Annotated in this window: 19 protein-coding genes; 11 read left to right on the top strand and 8 right to left on the bottom strand. The window is 67.9% G+C overall.

Annotated elements, in window-relative coordinates; genetic code table 11:
* Nucleotides 1–9 precede the first annotated feature (9 nt).
* The 5 genes from ACH13J_RS05090 to ACH13J_RS05110 form a co-directional block, all read right to left on the bottom strand.
* Nucleotides 10–1,368: a glutamine synthetase family protein gene (locus tag ACH13J_RS05090; RefSeq protein WP_397542228.1), complete on the bottom strand. Its 1,359-nt coding sequence runs from the start codon at nt 1,366–1,368 to the stop codon at nt 10–12.
* 1 nt (nt 1,369) lies between these two features.
* Entirely contained in the window at nt 1,370–2,047 is a 678-nt protein-coding gene (locus tag ACH13J_RS05095; RefSeq protein ID WP_397542229.1) for a glutamine amidotransferase-related protein, read from the bottom strand.
* A gap of 64 nt (nt 2,048–2,111) precedes the next feature.
* A complete protein-coding gene (locus ACH13J_RS05100; protein WP_397542230.1) occupies nt 2,112–3,428 on the bottom strand; it encodes a glutamine synthetase family protein in 1,317 nt (438 codons plus the stop codon).
* A 159-nt stretch (nt 3,429–3,587) separates the two neighbouring features.
* Nucleotides 3,588–4,481: a fructose bisphosphate aldolase gene (locus ACH13J_RS05105; protein WP_397542231.1), complete on the bottom strand. Its 894-nt coding sequence runs from the start codon at nt 4,479–4,481 to the stop codon at nt 3,588–3,590.
* 151 nt (nt 4,482–4,632) lie between these two features.
* Nucleotides 4,633–5,817: a phosphoglycerate kinase gene (locus ACH13J_RS05110; RefSeq protein ID WP_397542232.1), complete on the bottom strand. Its 1,185-nt coding sequence runs from the start codon at nt 5,815–5,817 to the stop codon at nt 4,633–4,635.
* 141 nt (nt 5,818–5,958) lie between these two features.
* On the opposite strand from ACH13J_RS05110, the gene ACH13J_RS05115 reads away from it, so the two are divergent.
* The 4 genes from ACH13J_RS05115 (at nt 5,959) to ACH13J_RS05130 (ending at nt 8,846) form a co-directional block, all read left to right on the top strand.
* Nucleotides 5,959–6,465 (top strand): peptidylprolyl isomerase, encoded by a 507-nt coding sequence (locus ACH13J_RS05115; protein ID WP_397542233.1) that lies wholly within the window; start codon nt 5,959–5,961, stop codon nt 6,463–6,465.
* Nucleotides 6,458–7,009: a peptidylprolyl isomerase gene (locus ACH13J_RS05120; RefSeq protein ID WP_397542234.1), complete on the top strand. Its 552-nt coding sequence runs from the start codon at nt 6,458–6,460 to the stop codon at nt 7,007–7,009. The genes ACH13J_RS05115 and ACH13J_RS05120 overlap by 8 nt, the downstream gene beginning before the upstream one ends.
* Before the next feature lie 3 nt (nt 7,010–7,012).
* Nucleotides 7,013–7,789 (top strand): DUF4336 domain-containing protein, encoded by a 777-nt coding sequence (locus tag ACH13J_RS05125; RefSeq protein ID WP_397542235.1) that lies wholly within the window; start codon nt 7,013–7,015, stop codon nt 7,787–7,789.
* Nucleotides 7,790–7,877: 88 nt separating this feature from the next.
* Entirely contained in the window at nt 7,878–8,846 is a 969-nt protein-coding gene (locus ACH13J_RS05130) for a DUF3179 domain-containing protein (RefSeq protein WP_397542236.1), read from the top strand.
* A 63-nt stretch (nt 8,847–8,909) separates the two neighbouring features.
* Here ACH13J_RS05130 and ribA read toward each other — a convergent pair whose 3' ends face one another.
* Entirely contained in the window at nt 8,910–10,001 is a 1,092-nt protein-coding gene (ribA, locus tag ACH13J_RS05135; RefSeq protein WP_397542237.1) for a GTP cyclohydrolase II, read from the bottom strand.
* A gap of 163 nt (nt 10,002–10,164) precedes the next feature.
* On the opposite strand from ribA, the gene ACH13J_RS05140 reads away from it, so the two are divergent.
* The 5 genes from ACH13J_RS05140 to ACH13J_RS05160 all read left to right on the top strand — a co-directional run bounded on the left by ACH13J_RS05140 (nt 10,165) and on the right by ACH13J_RS05160 (nt 13,706).
* Nucleotides 10,165–10,851 carry a response regulator gene (locus ACH13J_RS05140; protein ID WP_397542238.1) on the top strand — a complete coding sequence of 229 codons (687 nt, stop codon included), beginning with the start codon at nt 10,165–10,167 and terminating at the stop codon, nt 10,849–10,851.
* A gap of 232 nt (nt 10,852–11,083) precedes the next feature.
* On the top strand, nt 11,084–11,872 hold the full coding sequence (locus tag ACH13J_RS05145) for an exodeoxyribonuclease III (RefSeq protein WP_397542239.1): 789 nt from the start codon (nt 11,084–11,086) through the stop codon (nt 11,870–11,872).
* 50 nt (nt 11,873–11,922) lie between these two features.
* Nucleotides 11,923–12,843 (top strand): thioredoxin, encoded by a 921-nt coding sequence (gene trxA, locus ACH13J_RS05150; protein WP_397542240.1) that lies wholly within the window; start codon nt 11,923–11,925, stop codon nt 12,841–12,843.
* Between the two features lie 27 nt (nt 12,844–12,870).
* Nucleotides 12,871–13,518 carry an LON peptidase substrate-binding domain-containing protein gene (locus ACH13J_RS05155; RefSeq protein WP_397542241.1) on the top strand — a complete coding sequence of 216 codons (648 nt, stop codon included), beginning with the start codon at nt 12,871–12,873 and terminating at the stop codon, nt 13,516–13,518.
* Nucleotides 13,515–13,706, top strand: a complete 192-nt coding sequence (locus tag ACH13J_RS05160) for a Trm112 family protein (protein ID WP_397542242.1) — start codon at nt 13,515–13,517, stop codon at nt 13,704–13,706. Before ACH13J_RS05155 ends, ACH13J_RS05160 begins: the two co-directional genes overlap by 4 nt.
* 246 nt (nt 13,707–13,952) lie before the next feature.
* Here the strand turns inward: ACH13J_RS05160 and ACH13J_RS05165 are convergent, their stop codons facing one another.
* Nucleotides 13,953–14,180 (bottom strand): DUF2842 domain-containing protein, encoded by a 228-nt coding sequence (locus ACH13J_RS05165; protein ID WP_397542243.1) that lies wholly within the window; start codon nt 14,178–14,180, stop codon nt 13,953–13,955.
* 10 nt (nt 14,181–14,190) lie between these two features.
* Complete coding sequence (locus tag ACH13J_RS05170; protein WP_397542244.1) at nt 14,191–15,483, bottom strand: adenylosuccinate synthase; 1,293 nt, start codon at nt 15,481–15,483, stop codon at nt 14,191–14,193.
* Nucleotides 15,484–15,627: 144 nt separating this feature from the next.
* Here ACH13J_RS05170 and ACH13J_RS05175 point away from each other — a divergent pair, with 144 nt between their 5' ends.
* Together ACH13J_RS05175 and secG are read left to right on the top strand one after the other, a co-directional pair.
* The gene (locus ACH13J_RS05175; protein ID WP_397542245.1) at nt 15,628–16,026 is read left to right on the top strand and encodes a DUF6524 family protein; all 399 of its coding nucleotides are present in this window, start codon (nt 15,628–15,630) and stop codon (nt 16,024–16,026) included.
* 109 nt (nt 16,027–16,135) lie between these two features.
* Entirely contained in the window at nt 16,136–16,501 is a 366-nt protein-coding gene (gene secG, locus ACH13J_RS05180; RefSeq protein WP_397542246.1) for a preprotein translocase subunit SecG, read from the top strand.
* Nucleotides 16,502–16,515 lie beyond the last annotated feature (14 nt).

Below are 16,515 nucleotides of genomic sequence, written 5' to 3' on the forward strand. Positions count from 1 at the left end.
CCGCGCGCGCTAGACGTTGAGCAGCAGATGCTCGCGCTCCCACGGGCTGATCACCTGCAGGAACTCCTCGTATTCGGTCCGTTTCACGATCGAGTAGACGCGCGCGAACTCGGGCCCCAGCAGGTCGTGCAGCGCGTCGGCCTCGTCGAAGATATCCAGCGCGCTGCCGAGAACGCGGGGGATGTCGGCCTCACCGGCATAGGCATCGCCCTTGAATTGCGGATCGGGGCGGTCCTCGTCGATCAGGCCGCGCAGTCCGCAGGCCAGGCTGGCGGCGATGCCCAGATAAGGGTTGCAGTCCATGCCGGCGATCCTGTTCTCCACGCGCCGCGCTTCCGGCGGGGACAGCGGGATGCGCAGCCCCGTGGTGCGGTTGTCCCGCGCCCAGGCAAGGTTGATGGGCGCCGCGTTGTCGCGGACGTAGCGGCGATAGGAATTGACGTAAGGCGCGAGGATGGCGATGGCCGAGGGCAGGTGTTTCTGCATGCCGCCGAGGAAATGGTAGAAGGCGTCGGTCTCGCCCCCTTGCGGACCGGCAAAGATGTTGCGGCCGGTTTCCGTTTCCATGACGGAATGGTGAATGTGCATGGCGCTGCCCGGCTCTTCGGCAATGGGCTTGGCCATGAATGTCGCGAAACATTCGTGGCGCAGCGCCGCCTCCCGGATCAGCCGCTTGAAATAGAACACCTCGTCGGCCAGCTTCACCGGATGGCCGTGGCGCAGGTTGATCTCGAGCTGCCCGGCGCCGCCCTCCTGCGTGATGCCGTCGATCTCGAATCCCTGCGCCTCGGCAAAGTCGTAGATGTCGTCGATGACGGGGCCGAACTCGTCCACCGCCGTCAGCGAATAGGCCTGCCGTGCGGCGGCCGGGCGGCCGGACCGGCCCATCATCGGCTCCACCGGCTTGGCGGGGTCGAGGTTGCGCGCCACGAGGAAGAATTCCATCTCCGGCGCCACGACGGGTGTCAGGCCCCGTTCCTCGTAGAGCGCGACCACCCGCTTGAGCACGTTGCGCGGGCAACACTCGATCGGGTTGCCGTCCCGGTCCGCGGCGTCGTGGATCACCTGCAGGGTCCAGTCACCCGTCCAGGGCGCCGCCGAGGCGGTGGACATGTCCGGTGTCAGGATCATGTCGCGCTCGATGAAGCCTTCCTCTCCCGCGGCCTCGCCCCAGTCGCCGGTGATGGTCTGGTAGAATATCGAATCCGGCAGGTGGAAATGCTTTTGCCGGGCGAACTTGCTGGCCGGGACGGCCTTGCCCCGGGCGATCCCGGGAAGGTCCGCGATGACGCATTCGACCTCGTCCAGCCGCCGGCCCTCCAGGTAGGCCTGTGCCGCCTCGGGGAGTTTCAGGATCCAGTCGTCCATTTTACCGCTCCGTCTTGAAGAACCGGGCCATCCGGTCGGCGAACCGGGTGGCGTCCGTCGGCGTGTCCAGCTCCGCCCCTGCGGCCTCCAGCAGTGCATCGGGGACCACCCCGCGCCCGCGATAGCGGATCAGGTCGGCCACGATGCCGGCGTCGAACTCCGGGTGCGGTTGGATCGTCAGGATGCGATCGCCGATGCGCATCGCCGCGTTGGCGCAGAAATCCGACGCGCCGATCACCTGAGCGCCCTCGGGCGGCTCCACCACCTGGTCCTGGTGCCAGGCGTTGAGCGACAGCGACTCGCCGTCGATCTCGTAGGTCCTGCGCCCCACGGACCAGCCGCCGGGAAACTTGATCACGCGCCCGCCGAGCGCCTGCGCGATGATCTGGTGACCAAAGCACACGCCGATCATCGGCCGGCCCGCGGCATGGACCTTTCGGATGAAGGCCTCCAGCGGCGGAATCCACGCGTGATCCTCGTAGGCGCCGTGCTTGGAGCCGGTTATCAGCCATCCCTCGCAGTCCTCGGCCGCCTCGGGATACGCCCCGTCCACCACGTTATAGGTCGCGAAGTCGAAGCCGTGCCCGGCCAGCAGGCGTGCGAACATCGTGTCGTAATCGCCGTGGCGCTCCGCGATCTCGGGGGCCGCGTGGCCGGTCATCAGGATGCCGATTCTCATCTCTCACCCGCAATTTGATCAAATTTAAGCCTAGCGTAGCACCCCGCCCGCCGGCAAGTCCTCTCTACACGGTGCCGAGATAGGTCTTCCAGTGCTCTGCCGGTGGAATGCCGGACATGAGACGCAGTTCCTGCCGCTTGGTCATGCAGAGGTTGCGCACGAGTTCAGCGGGAAAGATCCGCGCGATCATCGAGTCGGACTCGAACAGGCCGATCGCGGTTTCCCAGTCGGATGCAAGCCCGGAAAGGTCCTGGTCGTAGGCGTTGCCCGTGACCGGGGCAGGCGGTGTCATCTCGTCCTCGATCCCGATCAAGGCGGCGCCCAGCACGGCGGCGAACATCAGGTAGGGCGTGATATCACCGCCCGCGGCCCGGTGCTCGATCCGCCGTGCCGCCGGCGCCCCGCCCGGAATGCGCAGCGCGGTGGTGCGGTTGTCGTGGCCCCAGCACACGGCGGTGGGGGCATGCGCCCCGGGCACCAGCCGGTCGTAGCTGCCGGCATGCGGTGCGAACACAAGCGTCGAGGCGGTCATCGCCGCAAGGCATCCGGCCACGGCGGCGCGCAGCGTATCATTGCCCTCCGGGCCGCCATCGTCGAACACGTTGCGCCCATCCCCGTCGAGAACCGAGAAATGCATGTGCAGACCGTTGCCTGCATCTTCGGCGAAGGGCTTGGCCATGAAGGTCGCGGCCATTCCGTGCCGCCGCGCCAGCCCCCGGATCAATGCCTTGAACAGCCACGTGTCGTCAGCGGCCCGCATGGCGTCCTGGTGGTGCAGGGTCACCTCGAACTGGCCCACGCCGGATTCGCTCGTTGTCGCCTGCGCGGGAATCCCCATCGCCGCGCACCCCTCATAGAGCGCGGTGAGAAAGCTATCGAAGGCATCGAGGTGATTCATCGACAGGATGCCGGGCGCGGCGCTGCGCCGACCGTTGAGCGGGTTGCGGACCGGGGCCAGTGTCGCGCCGGTGTCGTCGACAAGGGTGAATTCCAGCTCGGTCGCCGCGATCACGCGCCAGCCGCGGGCCGCGTAGCGGTCGAGCACCGCGGACAGCGCATGACGCGGATCGCCGTCGAAGACCCGGCCGTCATCGTGATACATCGCCATCGGGATCAGCGGTTGCGCGGTTTCCAGCCATGGCAGGGGAACCGGCCCGCGGCCCGTGGGGTGCAGCATCCCGTCGGCATCGCCCGTCTCGAAAACCAGCGGCGAGTCTTCGATATCGGCGCCCGTGACGTCGAGGTTGAGCGCCGACATCGGCATCCGCACAACGCCTTGGTCAAGCTTCGGGGCGTAAGAGCCCGGTACCCGTTTGCCCCGCATCTGGCCGTTCAGGTCGCAGGCCGCCACGCGGATCGTCGGATAGTCTGCTAGCTCCATCTGGCCCCCGTTCGAGATCCCGCGCACGCGTTCTAGCGCTTTTCACGTGGCACTGCCAAGGAAATTTGATCAAATATGTGCGCAACGGGTCCGCCACGCCCCGGCGGCCGGGGCGGCGGCATCCCGGCCGGTGGCGCGCGCAGCGCCTGCGTCGTGCAATCAGCCGGAGACCGAGGCCGCGTGGATGCTCTCGATCGCTTCCTTCAGCGCGCGGTCGAACTCCTCGTCGTTCTGCCGGGCCGACAGCCCCTCGGTCAGCGCGCGGCTGAAGCTGGCCACCATGCCGGTGTTCCGCGCAAGCCGTGCGTTCGCCTCGTCGCGGGCGTATCCGCCCGACAGCGCGACGACGCGCATCACCCGCGGGTGATCGACCAGTGTCTTGTAGTGATTGTCAGTCTCGGGAAGGGTCAGTTTCAGCATCACCTCCCGGTCGGCAGGCAGCGCGTCGAGGTGGCGGGTGATTTCCGCCAGAAGCAGGTCCTCGGCCTCGTGCTTGTCGGCGATGGAGATCGTCACCTCCGGCTCGATGATCGGCACGAGGCCGGCATCGAGGATCTCGCCCGCGATCTCGAACTGCTGGCCGACCACCGAGGCGATACCCGAGGGCGATGCCGCGTCGATGACCGAGCGCATCTTGGTGCCGAATATGCCGGCGGCGTTGGCGCGCACCAGCAGGTCCGCAAGCCCGGGATTTGGCTTCATCAGCCGCACGCCGTCGTGGTCCTCCGCAAGGCCCTTGTCGACCTTGAGGAAGGGGACCACGCCGCGCTCTTCCCAAAGGTAACGGGCCGAGGGCTTGCCGCCGATCTCGCGATCCATGGTCTGTTCGAACAGGATGGCGCCGAGAATATGGTCGCCGGTGAAGGCGGGCGACTGCACGATCCGGCTGCGCATCTCGTGGATGAGGTCGAACATCTGTGCTTCGCCGGAATACTGGTCCTCGTCTATCCCGTACAGCCGCAGCGCCTTGGGCGTGGAGCCGCCGGACTGGTCGAGCGCCGCGATGAAGCCATTGCCGGTGCGTATCTTGGTGACCTGGTCTTGTTTCGTCATGGAAATGCTCTGCCCTTTTCGCTGTCCTCGGCGGCGTGGCGACCGCCGTCGCGACGTGTCTAGGGGAGGGGGCATGGCGTTGCAATTGTGATGGCGCTAACAACCCCTTCGGTCCGGCCCGCGCGTCACCCCCGGCGCCGGTCGTGGCGGTTCAGCCCCGCAGGGCCGCGACTCCCGGCAGGGTCTTGCCTTCCATCCATTCGAGGAAAGCGCCCCCGGCGGTGGAGATGTAGCTGAAGCACTCGGCCGCGTCCGCCTGGTTGAGAGCGGCGACCGTATCGCCGCCGCCGGCGACGGCGACCAGCTTGCCAGAGCGGCACAGCCCGGCCGCGTGGGCCGCCGCGGCATTCGTCGCGGCGTCGAAGGGCGGGGTCTCGAACGCCCCGAGGGGACCGTTCCAGATCAGCGTTGCCGCCCGGTCCATCGCCTGCGTGATATGGAAAACACTGTCGGGGCCGGCATCGAGAATCATTTTCGTCTCCGGGCAGTCCTCGACCCGCACCACATCGTGCGGGGCGCCGCGGCTGAGTTCCTCGGCAACGACAACGTCGCGCGGCAGCAGCAGTTCACAGCCCGTTCCGGCGGCCCTGTCCGCGATGTCGCGGGCGGTGTCGGCCATGTCGCACTCGCACAGCGAGCGGCCCACCTCCACCCCCTGCGCCGAGAGGAAGGTGTTGGCCATTGCGCCGCCGATCACGAGGATGTCAACCTTCTCGATCAGGTTGGACAGAAGGTCGAGCTTGGTCGAGACCTTGGCGCCGCCGACCACCGCCATCAGCGGCCGCGCCGGGTCGCCGAGAGCGGTTTCAAGGGCTTGCAGCTCGGCCTGCATCAGCCGCCCGGCACAGGCCGGCAGCAGCCGTGCAAGCGCCTCGGTCGAGGCGTGCGCGCGGTGCGCCGCCGAGAAGGCGTCGTTGCAATATACGTCGCCCAGCCCGGCAAGCCGCCTTGCAAAGGCGTCGTCATTGGCTTCCTCGCCGGGGTGGAAGCGGATGTTTTCCAGCAGCAACACCTCGGCCGCGCGGGCCTCCTCGGTGGGTTGCTCGGCCCCTTCCAGCGTTTCGATGAACTGCACCCGGCGGTTCAGCGCGGCCTCCAGCGCCGGGACGAGCTGACGCAGCGACATCCCGTCGACGACCTTGCCCTTTGGGCGGCCGAAATGCGCGATCAGCATCGGCTTTCCGCCCTTCTCGATGATGTCCTGCACGGTGGGCACGATCCGGTCGATCCGCGTGGTGTCGGTCACGCGGCCGTCCTCGACGGGCACGTTGATATCGACGCGGCACAGCACCGTCTTGCCGTCGAGATCCATTTCGTCGAGAGATTTCCAGCTCATCGCCCGAATGCCTCCTGCTGCGTGGGTCTTGGGCCCCTCTTGGCGCGGTGGGGCAGGGGCGTCAACCTCCCGTCTTGGCAATCCCGCACGAAGGGCCTAGTTTCCGCGGTCACAAGGGCGTCACGCGTACAGGAGGGCCGCATGGCCGAGATCAAGGATCCGGAAAACACCATTCTCATCGAGTTGAAGGGCGGCACCGTCACGGTCGAGCTTTTGCCCGACGTGGCGCCCGGGCACTGCACCCGGATGAAGGAGCTGGCCCGCGCCGGGCAGTACGACAACGTCGCCTTCCACCGGGTGATCGACGGCTTCATGGCCCAGACCGGCGACGTGCGCCACGGCAACATGGAAAGCGATTTCAACCCGCGGATGGCGGGAACCGGCGGCAGCGACATGCCAAACCTCAAGGCCGAGTTCAGCCGCATCCCCCATGACCGCGGCACCATCGGCGCCGCGCGCAGCCAGAACCCTGACAGCGCCAACAGCCAGTTCTTCATCAACTTCAAGGACAACCATTTCCTGAATGGCCAGTACACCGTCTACGGCCGCGTGATCGAGGGCATGGAGCATGTCGACAACATCACCCGCGGCGAGCCGCCGCAGAGCCCCGACAGGATGATCAGCGTCAAGGTGGCCGCCGATGCGTAAGATTGCACTTCTCTTCAGCCTTCTGGCCGCCTCGCCCGCGCTGGCGACGGGCCTTCAGATCGAGGTCGAGGGCGAGGCCAACGGCACCGTCACCATCGACCTGCTGGAGGACGTGGCCCCGCAGCATGTGGCGCGGATCACCACGCTGGCCGGGCAGGGCGCGTATGACGGGGTGGTGTTTCACCGCGTGATCGACGGTTTCATGGCCCAGACGGGCGACGTGGAACACGGGCGGATCGAGGGCGGCGACATGCGCCGGGCCGGCACCGGGGGCAGCGACCTGCCCGATCTTGAGGCCGAGTTCAGCGACGTGCCCTTCGCGCGCGGCGTGGTCGGCATGGCCCGCAGTTCGGACCCCGACAGCGCCAACAGCCAGTTCTTCATCATGTTCGCCCCCGCGCCGCACCTGAACGGGAAATACACTGTCGTGGGCCGGGTGAGCGACGGCATGGAGGTGGTCGACGCCATCAAGCGCGGGCAGGGCCGCAACGGCACCGTGATCGGTCGCCCGGATGTCATGGCGGACGTCACCGTGATCGAGTAGGGCATGGCCGCGACGGGATACGAGCCGCTCAACACGCTCAAGCCCACCGGCGACGGGCTGTGGCTGATCGACGGTCCAGCCATCCAGCACGGCCGCGTGCCGTATTCGACCCGTGCCACCGTGATCCGCCTGGACAACGGCGCGCTTTGGGTCCATTCGCCCACGGCCCTGACCGGCGGGTTGCGGGACGAGCTCGCGGCGCTTGGCCCGGTGCGTCACCTGGTCGTGCCCAACCACGCCCATGTCACGCACATCGCTCGGTGGCGCGAGGCCTATCCGCAGGCAACGGTCTGGGCCGCGCCGGGCGCGGTGGTGGACGGCGCGCGCGAGTTGCAGCCGGACAAGGCAGAGGCGCCGTGGGCGGGCCAGATCGACCAGCTCGTCGTGCGCGCTGCGCCACGGCTGCGAGAGGCGGCCTTCTTTCACCGCGCCTCGCGCTCTCTCATCCTGACCGACCTGATCGAGGCGCACGAGACCAAGAACCTCGCGCCATGGGTGCGGCCCATCATCTGGCTGTCGGGCACCGATGACAGCGCCGGGCACATGCGGCCGCGCTATCGCTGGTCGCTGCGCTCCAGCGACAAGGAGCATCTGGCCGACGATGTCGAGGTGCTGATCGGCTGGGGGCCGACGCGCGTGATCATCTCGCATGGCCGCTGGTACCGCGAGGACGGGCGCGCCGTGCTGGAATACGCGTTCCGCAAGGTGCTGCGTCCCCGCCGGTGGGAACGCGCCTATGCCGAGTACCGCACGCAGGCCGGGCACGGCCCGGAGGAGTAACCCGGGCTCACAATCGCGTGCGGCGGGCTGGCCCGGCGCCGTGCGGCCGGCCATGATAGGCGGATCGGTACCAGCTAACGGGGCACCCATGACCCGCCTTTTTCCGCTTGCCGCCGTGCTCGCCCTCGCCGCGGGGCTTGCCCATGCCACGCCGGATCGCTGGAAACCCGAGTGGCCGGACACGGATTTCGACACGGCGGCCATCGGCGACTGGTCCGAGATACGCCCGGGCGGCCCGCCAAGGGACGGCATCCCGGCCATCTCCGGCCCCCGCTTCAGGCCCGTCGCGCAGGCCGGCGAAATCCCGGGCACCGAGCCGGTGATCAGCGTCGAGATCGGCGACGCCGCCCCGCGCGCCTACCCGGTGCGCTACCTCACATGGCACGAGATCGTGAACGACACGGTGGCGGGCGTGCCGGTGGCCGTCACCTACTGCCCGCTCTGCAATTCGGCCATGGCGTTCGACCGTCGCACTGCGCACGGTACGCTCAGCTTCGGCGTCACGGGCAAGCTGCGCAAGTCCGACATGATCATGTACGACCGCCAGACCGAGAGCTGGTGGCAGCAGGCCACGGCCCGCGCCATAGTGGGCGAGCTGACCGGCACGCGGCTCAGGCAGCTGCCGAGCGTGATGGAAAGCTGGGACCAGTTCCGCGCCCGCCACCCCGGCGGGCTGGTGATGGCGCAGCCCGACCATCCCCGCCGTTATGGAGCGAACCCCTACCGCGGCTACGACACCGCCGCGCGGCCCTTCCTCTACGACGGTGAAAACCCGCCGCACGGCATTTCGCCGCTCGCGCGCGTGGTGCGGGTGGGTGACCGCGCCTGGCCGCTCACCCGCGTGCGCGCCGCGGGCGGCGTGTCAGAGGCCGGCGTGACGATCTCGTGGGAGTCCGGGCAGTCCTCCGCGCTGGACGCGGGCACGATCGCGGGCGGGCGCGACGTGGGCACGGTGCGCGTGCGCGACGTGCAGGGGCGCCCCCTGCCGCACGATGTGCTGTTCGCCTTCGCCTTCCATGCCTTCTGGCCCGACGGCGAATGGATGCTGGGGCGCTGACACGCCGCCCCGGGGTTTCTTCTTGGTCCAAGTACCCCCGCCGGAGGCATCCCCGCGGCGCGGTCAGAGCAGGTGGCCGGATTTCTTCGCCTTGGTGGCCAGGTAGGCGCGGTTGTGCGCGCCCTCGCCGACTCGCAGCGGAACGCGTTCGGTCACCTCGATCCCGCTGGCGCGCATCATCTCGATCTTGGCGGGATTGTTCGTCAGCAGGCGCACCGCGGAAAACCCCATCCGCTCCAGTATGCGCGCGCCGATGCGGAAATCACGCTCGTCATCCTCGAACCCCAGCCGGTGGTTGGCCTCGACCGTGTCGAATCCCTGGTCCTGCAGGGAATAGGCGCGCATCTTGTTGGCCAGCCCGATGCCGCGCCCCTCCTGGTTGAGATAGAGCAGCACGCCTTCGCCCGCGGCCCCCATCTGGGCCAGAGCGGCGCGCAGTTGCGGGCCGCAATCGCATTTCAGGCTGCCGAGCAGGTCGCCGGTGAAACAGGCCGAGTGGAGCCGCGCCAGCACGGGGGCGTCGCGCGAGGGCTGGCCGATCTCCACGGCGTAATGTTCCTCGCCGCCGTCCTCGGGGCGGAACACGTGCAGCCGTCCGGCCTCGGAAACCTCCAGCGGCAGGCGCGCGCTGACCACGGGGTGCAGGGGGCTCACCCGTTCCAGGTGCGGCGCCGCCGCCGCGGCGGGAATGGCGGTAAGGCCATGCGTCCCGGCGAATGCCGCGCCGTCGGTCAGCGGCAGTACCACGGCGGCTGGCAACAACCGCGCCGTCTTGGCCAGTTGCAGCGCCAGCCTGTGCAGGTCGGCATCCCCCTCGCGCTGCGACACCAGCGGCCCCTTCATCGGCATGCGCAGGTCGTCGGCGGGGTCTGCCACCCCCTGCACCCAGTCCAGCCCGGCATCGCCCGGCAGCACGATCCGGGCGAGGTCGCCGTCGTAGGGCCGCGCGTTGAGCGTCGCCGCACGCCGCGCGCTGATCACGATCACCGGACGCCCGCCGAGCGCGCGCGTATCGGCCAGCCTCTCGTGGGTCAGCGTTTCGGCCGCCAGCACCAGCGCCGAATTTCCGCTCCCTGTCAGGACCACCGGCAGGCCCGTGCGCAGATCGCTGCGCGCGCGGGCGAGAAGTTCGGTCAGGTCGGGCGCAAGGCTCATCGGGGCTCCGTTCCAAGATGCGATGCCGTGGCTTAGCCCCTTTCGCGGCGGAATGAAACATTTGCTGTCGTCGCAACACGTGGCCGTGAGGGCGCTGACACACCCCTTGGCATGGCTGCCACGGCACAACACATAATCGGGAAAGGAAACGAGGACAGCGATCATGGCACAGTTGAAGAAGATCCTGCTCGTCGATGACGACGCGGACCTGCGCGAGGCGCTTGGCGAGCAGTTGGTGATGACCGAGGAATTCGACGTCTTCGAGGCCGGCAACGCCGCCGAGGCAATGGCGCGCGTCAAGGACATGATCCATGATCTTGTCATCCTCGATGTCGGGTTGCCCGACACCGACGGGCGCGAGCTCTGCCGCCTCATGCGCAAGCAGGGTGTCAAGGCGCCGATCCTGATGCTGACCGGCCATGACGGGGATGCCGACACCATCCTCGGTCTTGATGCCGGCGCCAACGACTACGTGACCAAGCCGTTCAAGTTTCCCGTTCTTCTGGCGCGCATCCGCGCGCAGCTGCGCCAGCACGAACAGTCCGAGGATGCCGTGTTCCAGCTTGGGCCGTATACCTTCAAGCCGTCGATGAAGATGCTCGTCACCGAGGACGACAGGAAGGTTCGGCTGACCGAGAAGGAAACCAATATCCTGAAGTTCCTCTACCGATCGACCGAGGGCGTCGTGCCCCGTGACGTGCTGCTGCACGAGGTCTGGGGCTACAACGCCGGGGTCACGACCCATACGCTCGAAACGCACATCTACCGGCTCAGGCAGAAGATCGAGCCGGACCCGTCCAACGCGCGCCTCCTCGTGACGGAATCGGGCGGCTACCGCCTGCTGGCCTGAAAAGCTTGACCGAGATCAAGGCGTGGGCCGTGCCCGCGCTGTAGCAATACCGTGTTCCCGTTGCATATGCGGGCTATCATGTGCACCTCCCTGTTGGACTGGCCCCGGCGCTGCCGGGGTCTTTTTTGGTCACGGCGGTCGGCCATTACCCGCGGCCGACGCGCATCGGCCACTGGACCTTCGCGCGCGCTCGTCATAGGTGTCGGACGCCAACAAGACGGAGCCCGTGCCGATGCCCTTCACCCTCGCGACCTGGAACATCAACTCCGTGCGGCTGCGCGCGGGGCTGGTCAGCCGCCTGATGAAGGAAGAGGCGCCGGACATCCTGTGCCTGCAGGAATGCAAGAGCCCGGTGGAGAAGATCCCCGCCGACATCTTCGCCAATCTGGGCTACCGCCACATGCTGGCGCGGGGCGAGAAGGGATACAACGGCGTAGCGATCCTGTCCAAGCTGCCGATCGAAGAGGTGGGCAGCCACGATTTCGCCCGCATGGGCCAAGCGCGCCACGTCGCCGGACAACTGGATAACGGGGTGGTGATCCACAACTTTTACGTGCCCGCCGGCGGCGATGTGCCCGACCGGGAGGTGAACGCCAAGTTCGGGCAGAAGCTCGACTACCTCGCGGACATGCGCGACTGGTGCCGCGGCGAGACACCGCGCAGGTCGATCCTCGTCGGCGATCTCAACATCGCCCCGCGCGAGGATGATGTCTGGTCGCACAAGCAGCTGCTCAAGGTGGTCAGCCACACCCCCGAGGAGGTCGACCGTCTCGGCCAGGTCATGGAAGAGGGCGCCTGGACCGACATCACCCGTGCCGACATTCCCGAGGGACGGCTCTACAGCTGGTGGAGCTACCGGGCGCGGGACTGGGCCGCCTCGGACCGCGGCCGCCGGCTCGACCATGTCTGGGCAACGCCGGACATCGCGGGGGCGGCGCATTCCAGCCGCATCCTCAGGGCGGCGCGGGGTTGGGACAAACCCAGTGACCACGCGCCGGTTTTTGCGACCTTCGACCTTTGACTCCCCCCGCCGGGCGCACATATAGGGGCCATCAAACCAAGGAGACGACAATGCTGGAACTGGGCCAAGGCCAAAACACCCCCGCCGCCGGCGATCTTGTGAAGGATGTCTCCGAGGCCGATTTCATGGCCGAGGTGATCGAGACGTCCAACCAGGTGCCGGTGATCGTCGATTTCTGGGCGCCGTGGTGCGGCCCGTGCAAGACGCTCGGCCCGGCGCTGGAAGAGGCCGTGAAGAAGGCCAACGGCGCCGTCAGGATGGCCAAGGTCAACGTGGACGAGAACCAGATGATCGCCGGCCAGTTGCGGATCCAGTCGATTCCCACCGTCTATGCCTTCTGGAAAGGCCAGCCCATCGACGGCTTCCAGGGCGCGGTGCCGGCCTCGGAACTCGATGCCTTCGTCAACCGCGTGATCCAGCAATCCGGCGGAGAGGCCGCCGGCGGCGGTCTCGACGATGCGCTGGCCGCGGCCGAGGAAATGCTGGACCAGGGGGCCGCCGCGGACGCGGCCCAGACCTTTGCCGCCATCCTGCAGGAGGACGACAAGAGCGCCAGGGCCTATGCCGGGATGGTGCGCGCCTACATCGCCCTCGATGATCTGGATCAGGCCGAGGCGATCCTGAACGGTGCGCCGGCCGAGATTTCCACCGCCTCGGAGCTGGAGGCGGCACATTCGGCGCTCGAACTGGCCCGTCAGGCTGCCGGGGCAGGGCCCGTGGGCGAGCTCCAGGCCGCCGTCGATGCCGATCCCGACAACCACCAGGCGCGGTTCGACCTCGCGCAGGCGCTTCATGCCAACGGCCGGACCGAGGAGGCGGTGGACCAGCTGCTGGAACTGTTCCGCCGCGACCGCAACTGGAACGACGAGGCGGCCAAGACGCAGCTTTTCACCATTTTCGACGCGCTCAAGCCGAACGATCCGGTCGTCCAGCGCGGCCGTCGAAAGCTCAGTTCGATGATATTTGCCTGATGCCGGCGGCAGGCTAGGTACCAAGGCATGTTCAACCAGGCTGACCTGCCCGACGTGATCCCCGTCTTTCCGCTGCCGGGGGCGCTTCTCCTGCCGCGTTCGCGGCTGCCGCTGCACCTGTTCGAGCCGCGCTACCTTGCCATGCTCGACGATGCGCTCAAAACGCCCGGCCGGCTGATCGGAATGGTGCAGCCCAACAGGGTTCCGGGCCGGCAGGACTGTCCGCGACTGCACCAGATCGGCTGCGTGGGCCGGGTGACGCAGATGTCCGAGACCGAGGACGGTCGCTACATGATCACGCTGACCGGGATATCGCGCTACCGCGTCATCGAGGAGGTCGACGGGTTCACCCCCTACCGCCGCGCGCGCGTCTCCTGGGACGGGTTCGAGCGCGATCTCGGCCCCGCGGACACTGACCCGGGCTTTGACCGTGCCGGCTTCATGGCGCTTCTGCAGCGGTATTTCGAGTCGCGGGAACTCCAGACCGACTGGGAGTCGCTGGAACAGGCCGATGACGAGCTGTTGGTGAATTCGCTGTCCATGCTCCTCGGGTTCGAGCCGGAGGACAAGCAGGCCCTGCTCGAGGCGCCGTCGCTGAGCACGCGGCGCGAGACGTTGGTAACGCTGCTGGAATACGACATGCGCGGCGGCGACGACCGGGAGGCGCTGCAATGAACGACCTGCCTGCCGCCCCGGCCGTCGACCGGCGCATGCTGGAATCCCTTGTCTGCCCGCAGACCCATACCACGCTGACCTACGACGCCGAGAAACAGGAGCTCGTCAGCAAGGCGGCGGGTCTTGCCTTCCCCATCCGCGGCGGGATCCCGGTCATGCTGATCGACGAGGCGCGCAGGATCGGCTAGCGCCGGGCAGCGGTTTCATCTTGCCGCAAATACTCCGGGGGTGAGCCCGCAGGGCGAGGGGGCAGCGCCCCCTTCAGGGCGGTGACGCGCGGGACCACGCCGGATGGCGGCGCCGCCGCCGGACGCGAATTTGACGCGGCAATCCCCTTGTCGGCGACGCGGCGGCGCATGACGGCATCATCGCGCGATCTTTTGCGTCACGCGGCGGTGCGAGCATGCGCCGCGCCGGTGCGCCGCAGTGCGGGGTCAGCCGTCCTTGCCGGCGTCCGGGTCCTCGCGGCCCACGCCGATGAAGACGAACTTGAAGGGCAGCATCCACAAGAATCCCAGCACCACGTAGACCAGCACCTCCAGCGCCAGCGGCGGGCGGTCGAACAGGTTGACCACGGTGACGGCGGCGACGATGTAGACGGGCAGTCCGATCAGCAGGATCACCAGCGACCAGCGGCGACGGGCCTTGTAGCTGAGCTGCATGTCACCTCCATCAGTCGGCGAAGGGATCGGTCACGAGGATCGTGTCGTCCCTCTGCGGTGAGGTGGACAATAGCGCGACGGGGCAGTCGATCAACTCCTCCACGCGGCGGACGTACTTGATGGCGTTCGCGGGCAGGTCGGCCCAGCTTCGCGCGCCCTCGGTCGAGGCGCTCCAGCCGGGCATTTCCTCGTAGACGGGTACGCAGCGCGCCTGTTCGTCGGCTGCAATCGGCAAGTGATCGAGCCGCTTGCCGTCCAGCTCGTAGCCCACGCAGATCCTGAGGGTTTCGAACCCGTCGAGCACGTCGAGCTTGGTCAGCGCTATGCCGCGCACGCCCGACGTGGCGCAGGTCTGCCGCACGAGAACGGCATCGAACCAGCCGCAGCGCCGCTTGCGGCCCGTGGTGGTGCCGAATTCATGGCCCCGTTCCCCCAGGCGCTGGCCGTCCCCGTCCTCGAGCTCCGTGGGAAACGGCCCTTCGCCGACGCGGGTGGTATAGGCCTTGACGATGCCCAGCACGAAGTCGATCGCGCCCGGGCCGATGCCGGTGCCCGTTGCCGCCTGCCCGGCGATGACGTTCGAGGAGGTGACAAAGGGATAGGTGCCGAAATCGATGTCCAGAAGCGCCCCCTGCGCGCCCTCGAACAGGATCCGGCGGCCCGCCTTGCGTTTCTCGTTGAGCACCTTCCAGACCGGGCCGGCATAGGGCAGGAGCTGCCGGCCGATCTCGTTGAGCCCGTCGATGAGCGCCGCGCGGTCCACGGGGTCAAGCCCGAGGCCGCGGCGCAGCGCGTCGTGATGCACCAGCGCACGGTCCACCCGGCGTTCCAGCGTCGCCGCATCGCCGAGGTCTGCCACCCGGATCGCGCGGCGTCCGACCTTGTCCTCGTAGGCCGGGCCGATGCCGCGGCCCGTCGTCCCGATCCGCGTCACGGCGGTCTGGTTTTCGCGGGCGCGGTCCAGTTCGCCGTGCAATGGCAGGATCAGCGGGGTGTTCTCCGCGATCATCAGCGTTTCTGGCGTTATCTCGACGCCCTGCGCGCGGATGGTCTCGATCTCCTCGACCAGGTGCCACGGGTCGAGCACCACGCCGTTTCCTATGACGCTGAGCTTGTGCGGGCGCACCACGCCGGAGGGCAGGGCGTGCAGCTTGTACACCGTTTCACCGATGACGAGGGTGTGGCCCGCGTTGTGGCCTCCCTGGAACCGCGCGATGACATCGGCCCGCTCGCTCAGCCAGTCGACGATCTTGCCCTTGCCCTCGTCGCCCCACTGGGCGCCGACTACGACGACGTTTGCCATTTCGATCCCTTCGGCCTGATACAAAGCGCGCACCCGTCTTAGCGGTGCCGGCGCGGCGTTGAAACCGCAAATTCGCCGCGGGGGCTGGACAGGCCGGCCGGCCCTGGGGCAAAGGATCGGCATGAAACTTCCCGTGGGGCAGGCATGACCGGTTTCTTCTGGCGCCTGGCGGCGGCCTTCACGCTGCTGGTGGCGACCTTCAACCCGACCGACTGGAACTACGTGACCTGGGTCCGGGGCAACTTCTCCGAACAGATGCCGCTGGCGGTCCTGCTGGGGCTTTTGCTGTTCGTGGGGTATATCATCTATCTGCGCGCTACCCTGCGCTCGATCGGGGCATTCGGCATGTTCATGGTGCTGGCGATCGTCGCCGCGACGGTGTGGGTGTTCTACGACTACGGGCTGCTGTCGCTGCGCGACACGTCGCAGGTCGTGTGGCTGGCGATCGCGGCGCTGGCACTGGTTCTGGGCATCGGGCTGAGCTGGAGCCATGTGCGCCGGCGCCTCTCGGGGCAGGCCGACATGGACGACGTGGACGAGTGAACCGCGCGCGGGCGCGGCAGCCACCGTGCTCGGTGCCTGAGAATGGCGGGTTGCAGGGGACAATGGAATTGCATAGATACGCCCCTGATCCGAAACCGCAGGGCGGCACATGCAAAACGTCATCCTACTGATCCATCTTTTGTTGACGCTCACGCTGATCGTGGTCGTGCTGCTCCAGCGGTCCGAGGGTGGCGGCCTTGGCATGGGCGGGGGCGGCGGCAACGTGACGGCCGGTCGCGCGGCGGCCACCGCGCTTGGCAAGCTGACATGGATACTCGGGTTCGGGCTTTTCGCGACGTCGATGGCGCTGACGATCATCGCGGCGCAGAACGCGTCGGGGTCATCGGTGCTGGACCGGATCACCGACCGGCCCGCTGCCGAGGAGGCCCCCGCGCCGGAGTTGCCGGCCACCGGTGACGACTTGTTGCCGCCGGAGCCGGGCGACGACGCCCCGCTGATACCGCAGGCGGATTGACCACAACCGGTTGA

The organism is Roseovarius salis (genome assembly GCF_044472985.1).
GTDB classification, from domain to species: domain Bacteria; phylum Pseudomonadota; class Alphaproteobacteria; order Rhodobacterales; family Rhodobacteraceae; genus Roseovarius; species Roseovarius salis.

What these genes read in the sequence shown, in the direction of transcription:
- ACH13J_RS05090 (WP_397542228.1), bottom strand. Translation starts at nt 1,368, where the DNA reads ATGGACGACTGGATCCTGAAACTCCCCGAGGCGGCACAGGCCTACCTG.
- ACH13J_RS05095 (WP_397542229.1), bottom strand. Translation starts at nt 2,047, where the DNA reads ATGAGAATCGGCATCCTGATGACCGGCCACGCGGCCCCCGAGATCGCG.
- ACH13J_RS05100 (WP_397542230.1), bottom strand. Translation starts at nt 3,428, where the DNA reads ATGGAGCTAGCAGACTATCCGACGATCCGCGTGGCGGCCTGCGACCTG.
- ACH13J_RS05105 (WP_397542231.1), bottom strand. Translation starts at nt 4,481, where the DNA reads ATGACGAAACAAGACCAGGTCACCAAGATACGCACCGGCAATGGCTTC.
- ACH13J_RS05110 (WP_397542232.1), bottom strand. Translation starts at nt 5,817, where the DNA reads ATGAGCTGGAAATCTCTCGACGAAATGGATCTCGACGGCAAGACGGTG.
- ACH13J_RS05115 (WP_397542233.1), top strand. Translation starts at nt 5,959, where the DNA reads ATGGCCGAGATCAAGGATCCGGAAAACACCATTCTCATCGAGTTGAAG.
- ACH13J_RS05120 (WP_397542234.1), top strand. Translation starts at nt 6,458, where the DNA reads ATGCGTAAGATTGCACTTCTCTTCAGCCTTCTGGCCGCCTCGCCCGCG.
- ACH13J_RS05125 (WP_397542235.1), top strand. Translation starts at nt 7,013, where the DNA reads ATGGCCGCGACGGGATACGAGCCGCTCAACACGCTCAAGCCCACCGGC.
- ACH13J_RS05130 (WP_397542236.1), top strand. Translation starts at nt 7,878, where the DNA reads ATGACCCGCCTTTTTCCGCTTGCCGCCGTGCTCGCCCTCGCCGCGGGG.
- ribA (WP_397542237.1), bottom strand. Translation starts at nt 10,001, where the DNA reads ATGAGCCTTGCGCCCGACCTGACCGAACTTCTCGCCCGCGCGCGCAGC.
- ACH13J_RS05140 (WP_397542238.1), top strand. Translation starts at nt 10,165, where the DNA reads ATGGCACAGTTGAAGAAGATCCTGCTCGTCGATGACGACGCGGACCTG.
- ACH13J_RS05145 (WP_397542239.1), top strand. Translation starts at nt 11,084, where the DNA reads ATGCCCTTCACCCTCGCGACCTGGAACATCAACTCCGTGCGGCTGCGC.
- trxA (WP_397542240.1), top strand. Translation starts at nt 11,923, where the DNA reads ATGCTGGAACTGGGCCAAGGCCAAAACACCCCCGCCGCCGGCGATCTT.
- ACH13J_RS05155 (WP_397542241.1), top strand. Translation starts at nt 12,871, where the DNA reads ATGTTCAACCAGGCTGACCTGCCCGACGTGATCCCCGTCTTTCCGCTG.
- ACH13J_RS05160 (WP_397542242.1), top strand. Translation starts at nt 13,515, where the DNA reads ATGAACGACCTGCCTGCCGCCCCGGCCGTCGACCGGCGCATGCTGGAA.
- ACH13J_RS05165 (WP_397542243.1), bottom strand. Translation starts at nt 14,180, where the DNA reads ATGCAGCTCAGCTACAAGGCCCGTCGCCGCTGGTCGCTGGTGATCCTG.
- ACH13J_RS05170 (WP_397542244.1), bottom strand. Translation starts at nt 15,483, where the DNA reads ATGGCAAACGTCGTCGTAGTCGGCGCCCAGTGGGGCGACGAGGGCAAG.
- ACH13J_RS05175 (WP_397542245.1), top strand. Translation starts at nt 15,628, where the DNA reads ATGACCGGTTTCTTCTGGCGCCTGGCGGCGGCCTTCACGCTGCTGGTG.
- secG (WP_397542246.1), top strand. Translation starts at nt 16,136, where the DNA reads ATGCAAAACGTCATCCTACTGATCCATCTTTTGTTGACGCTCACGCTG.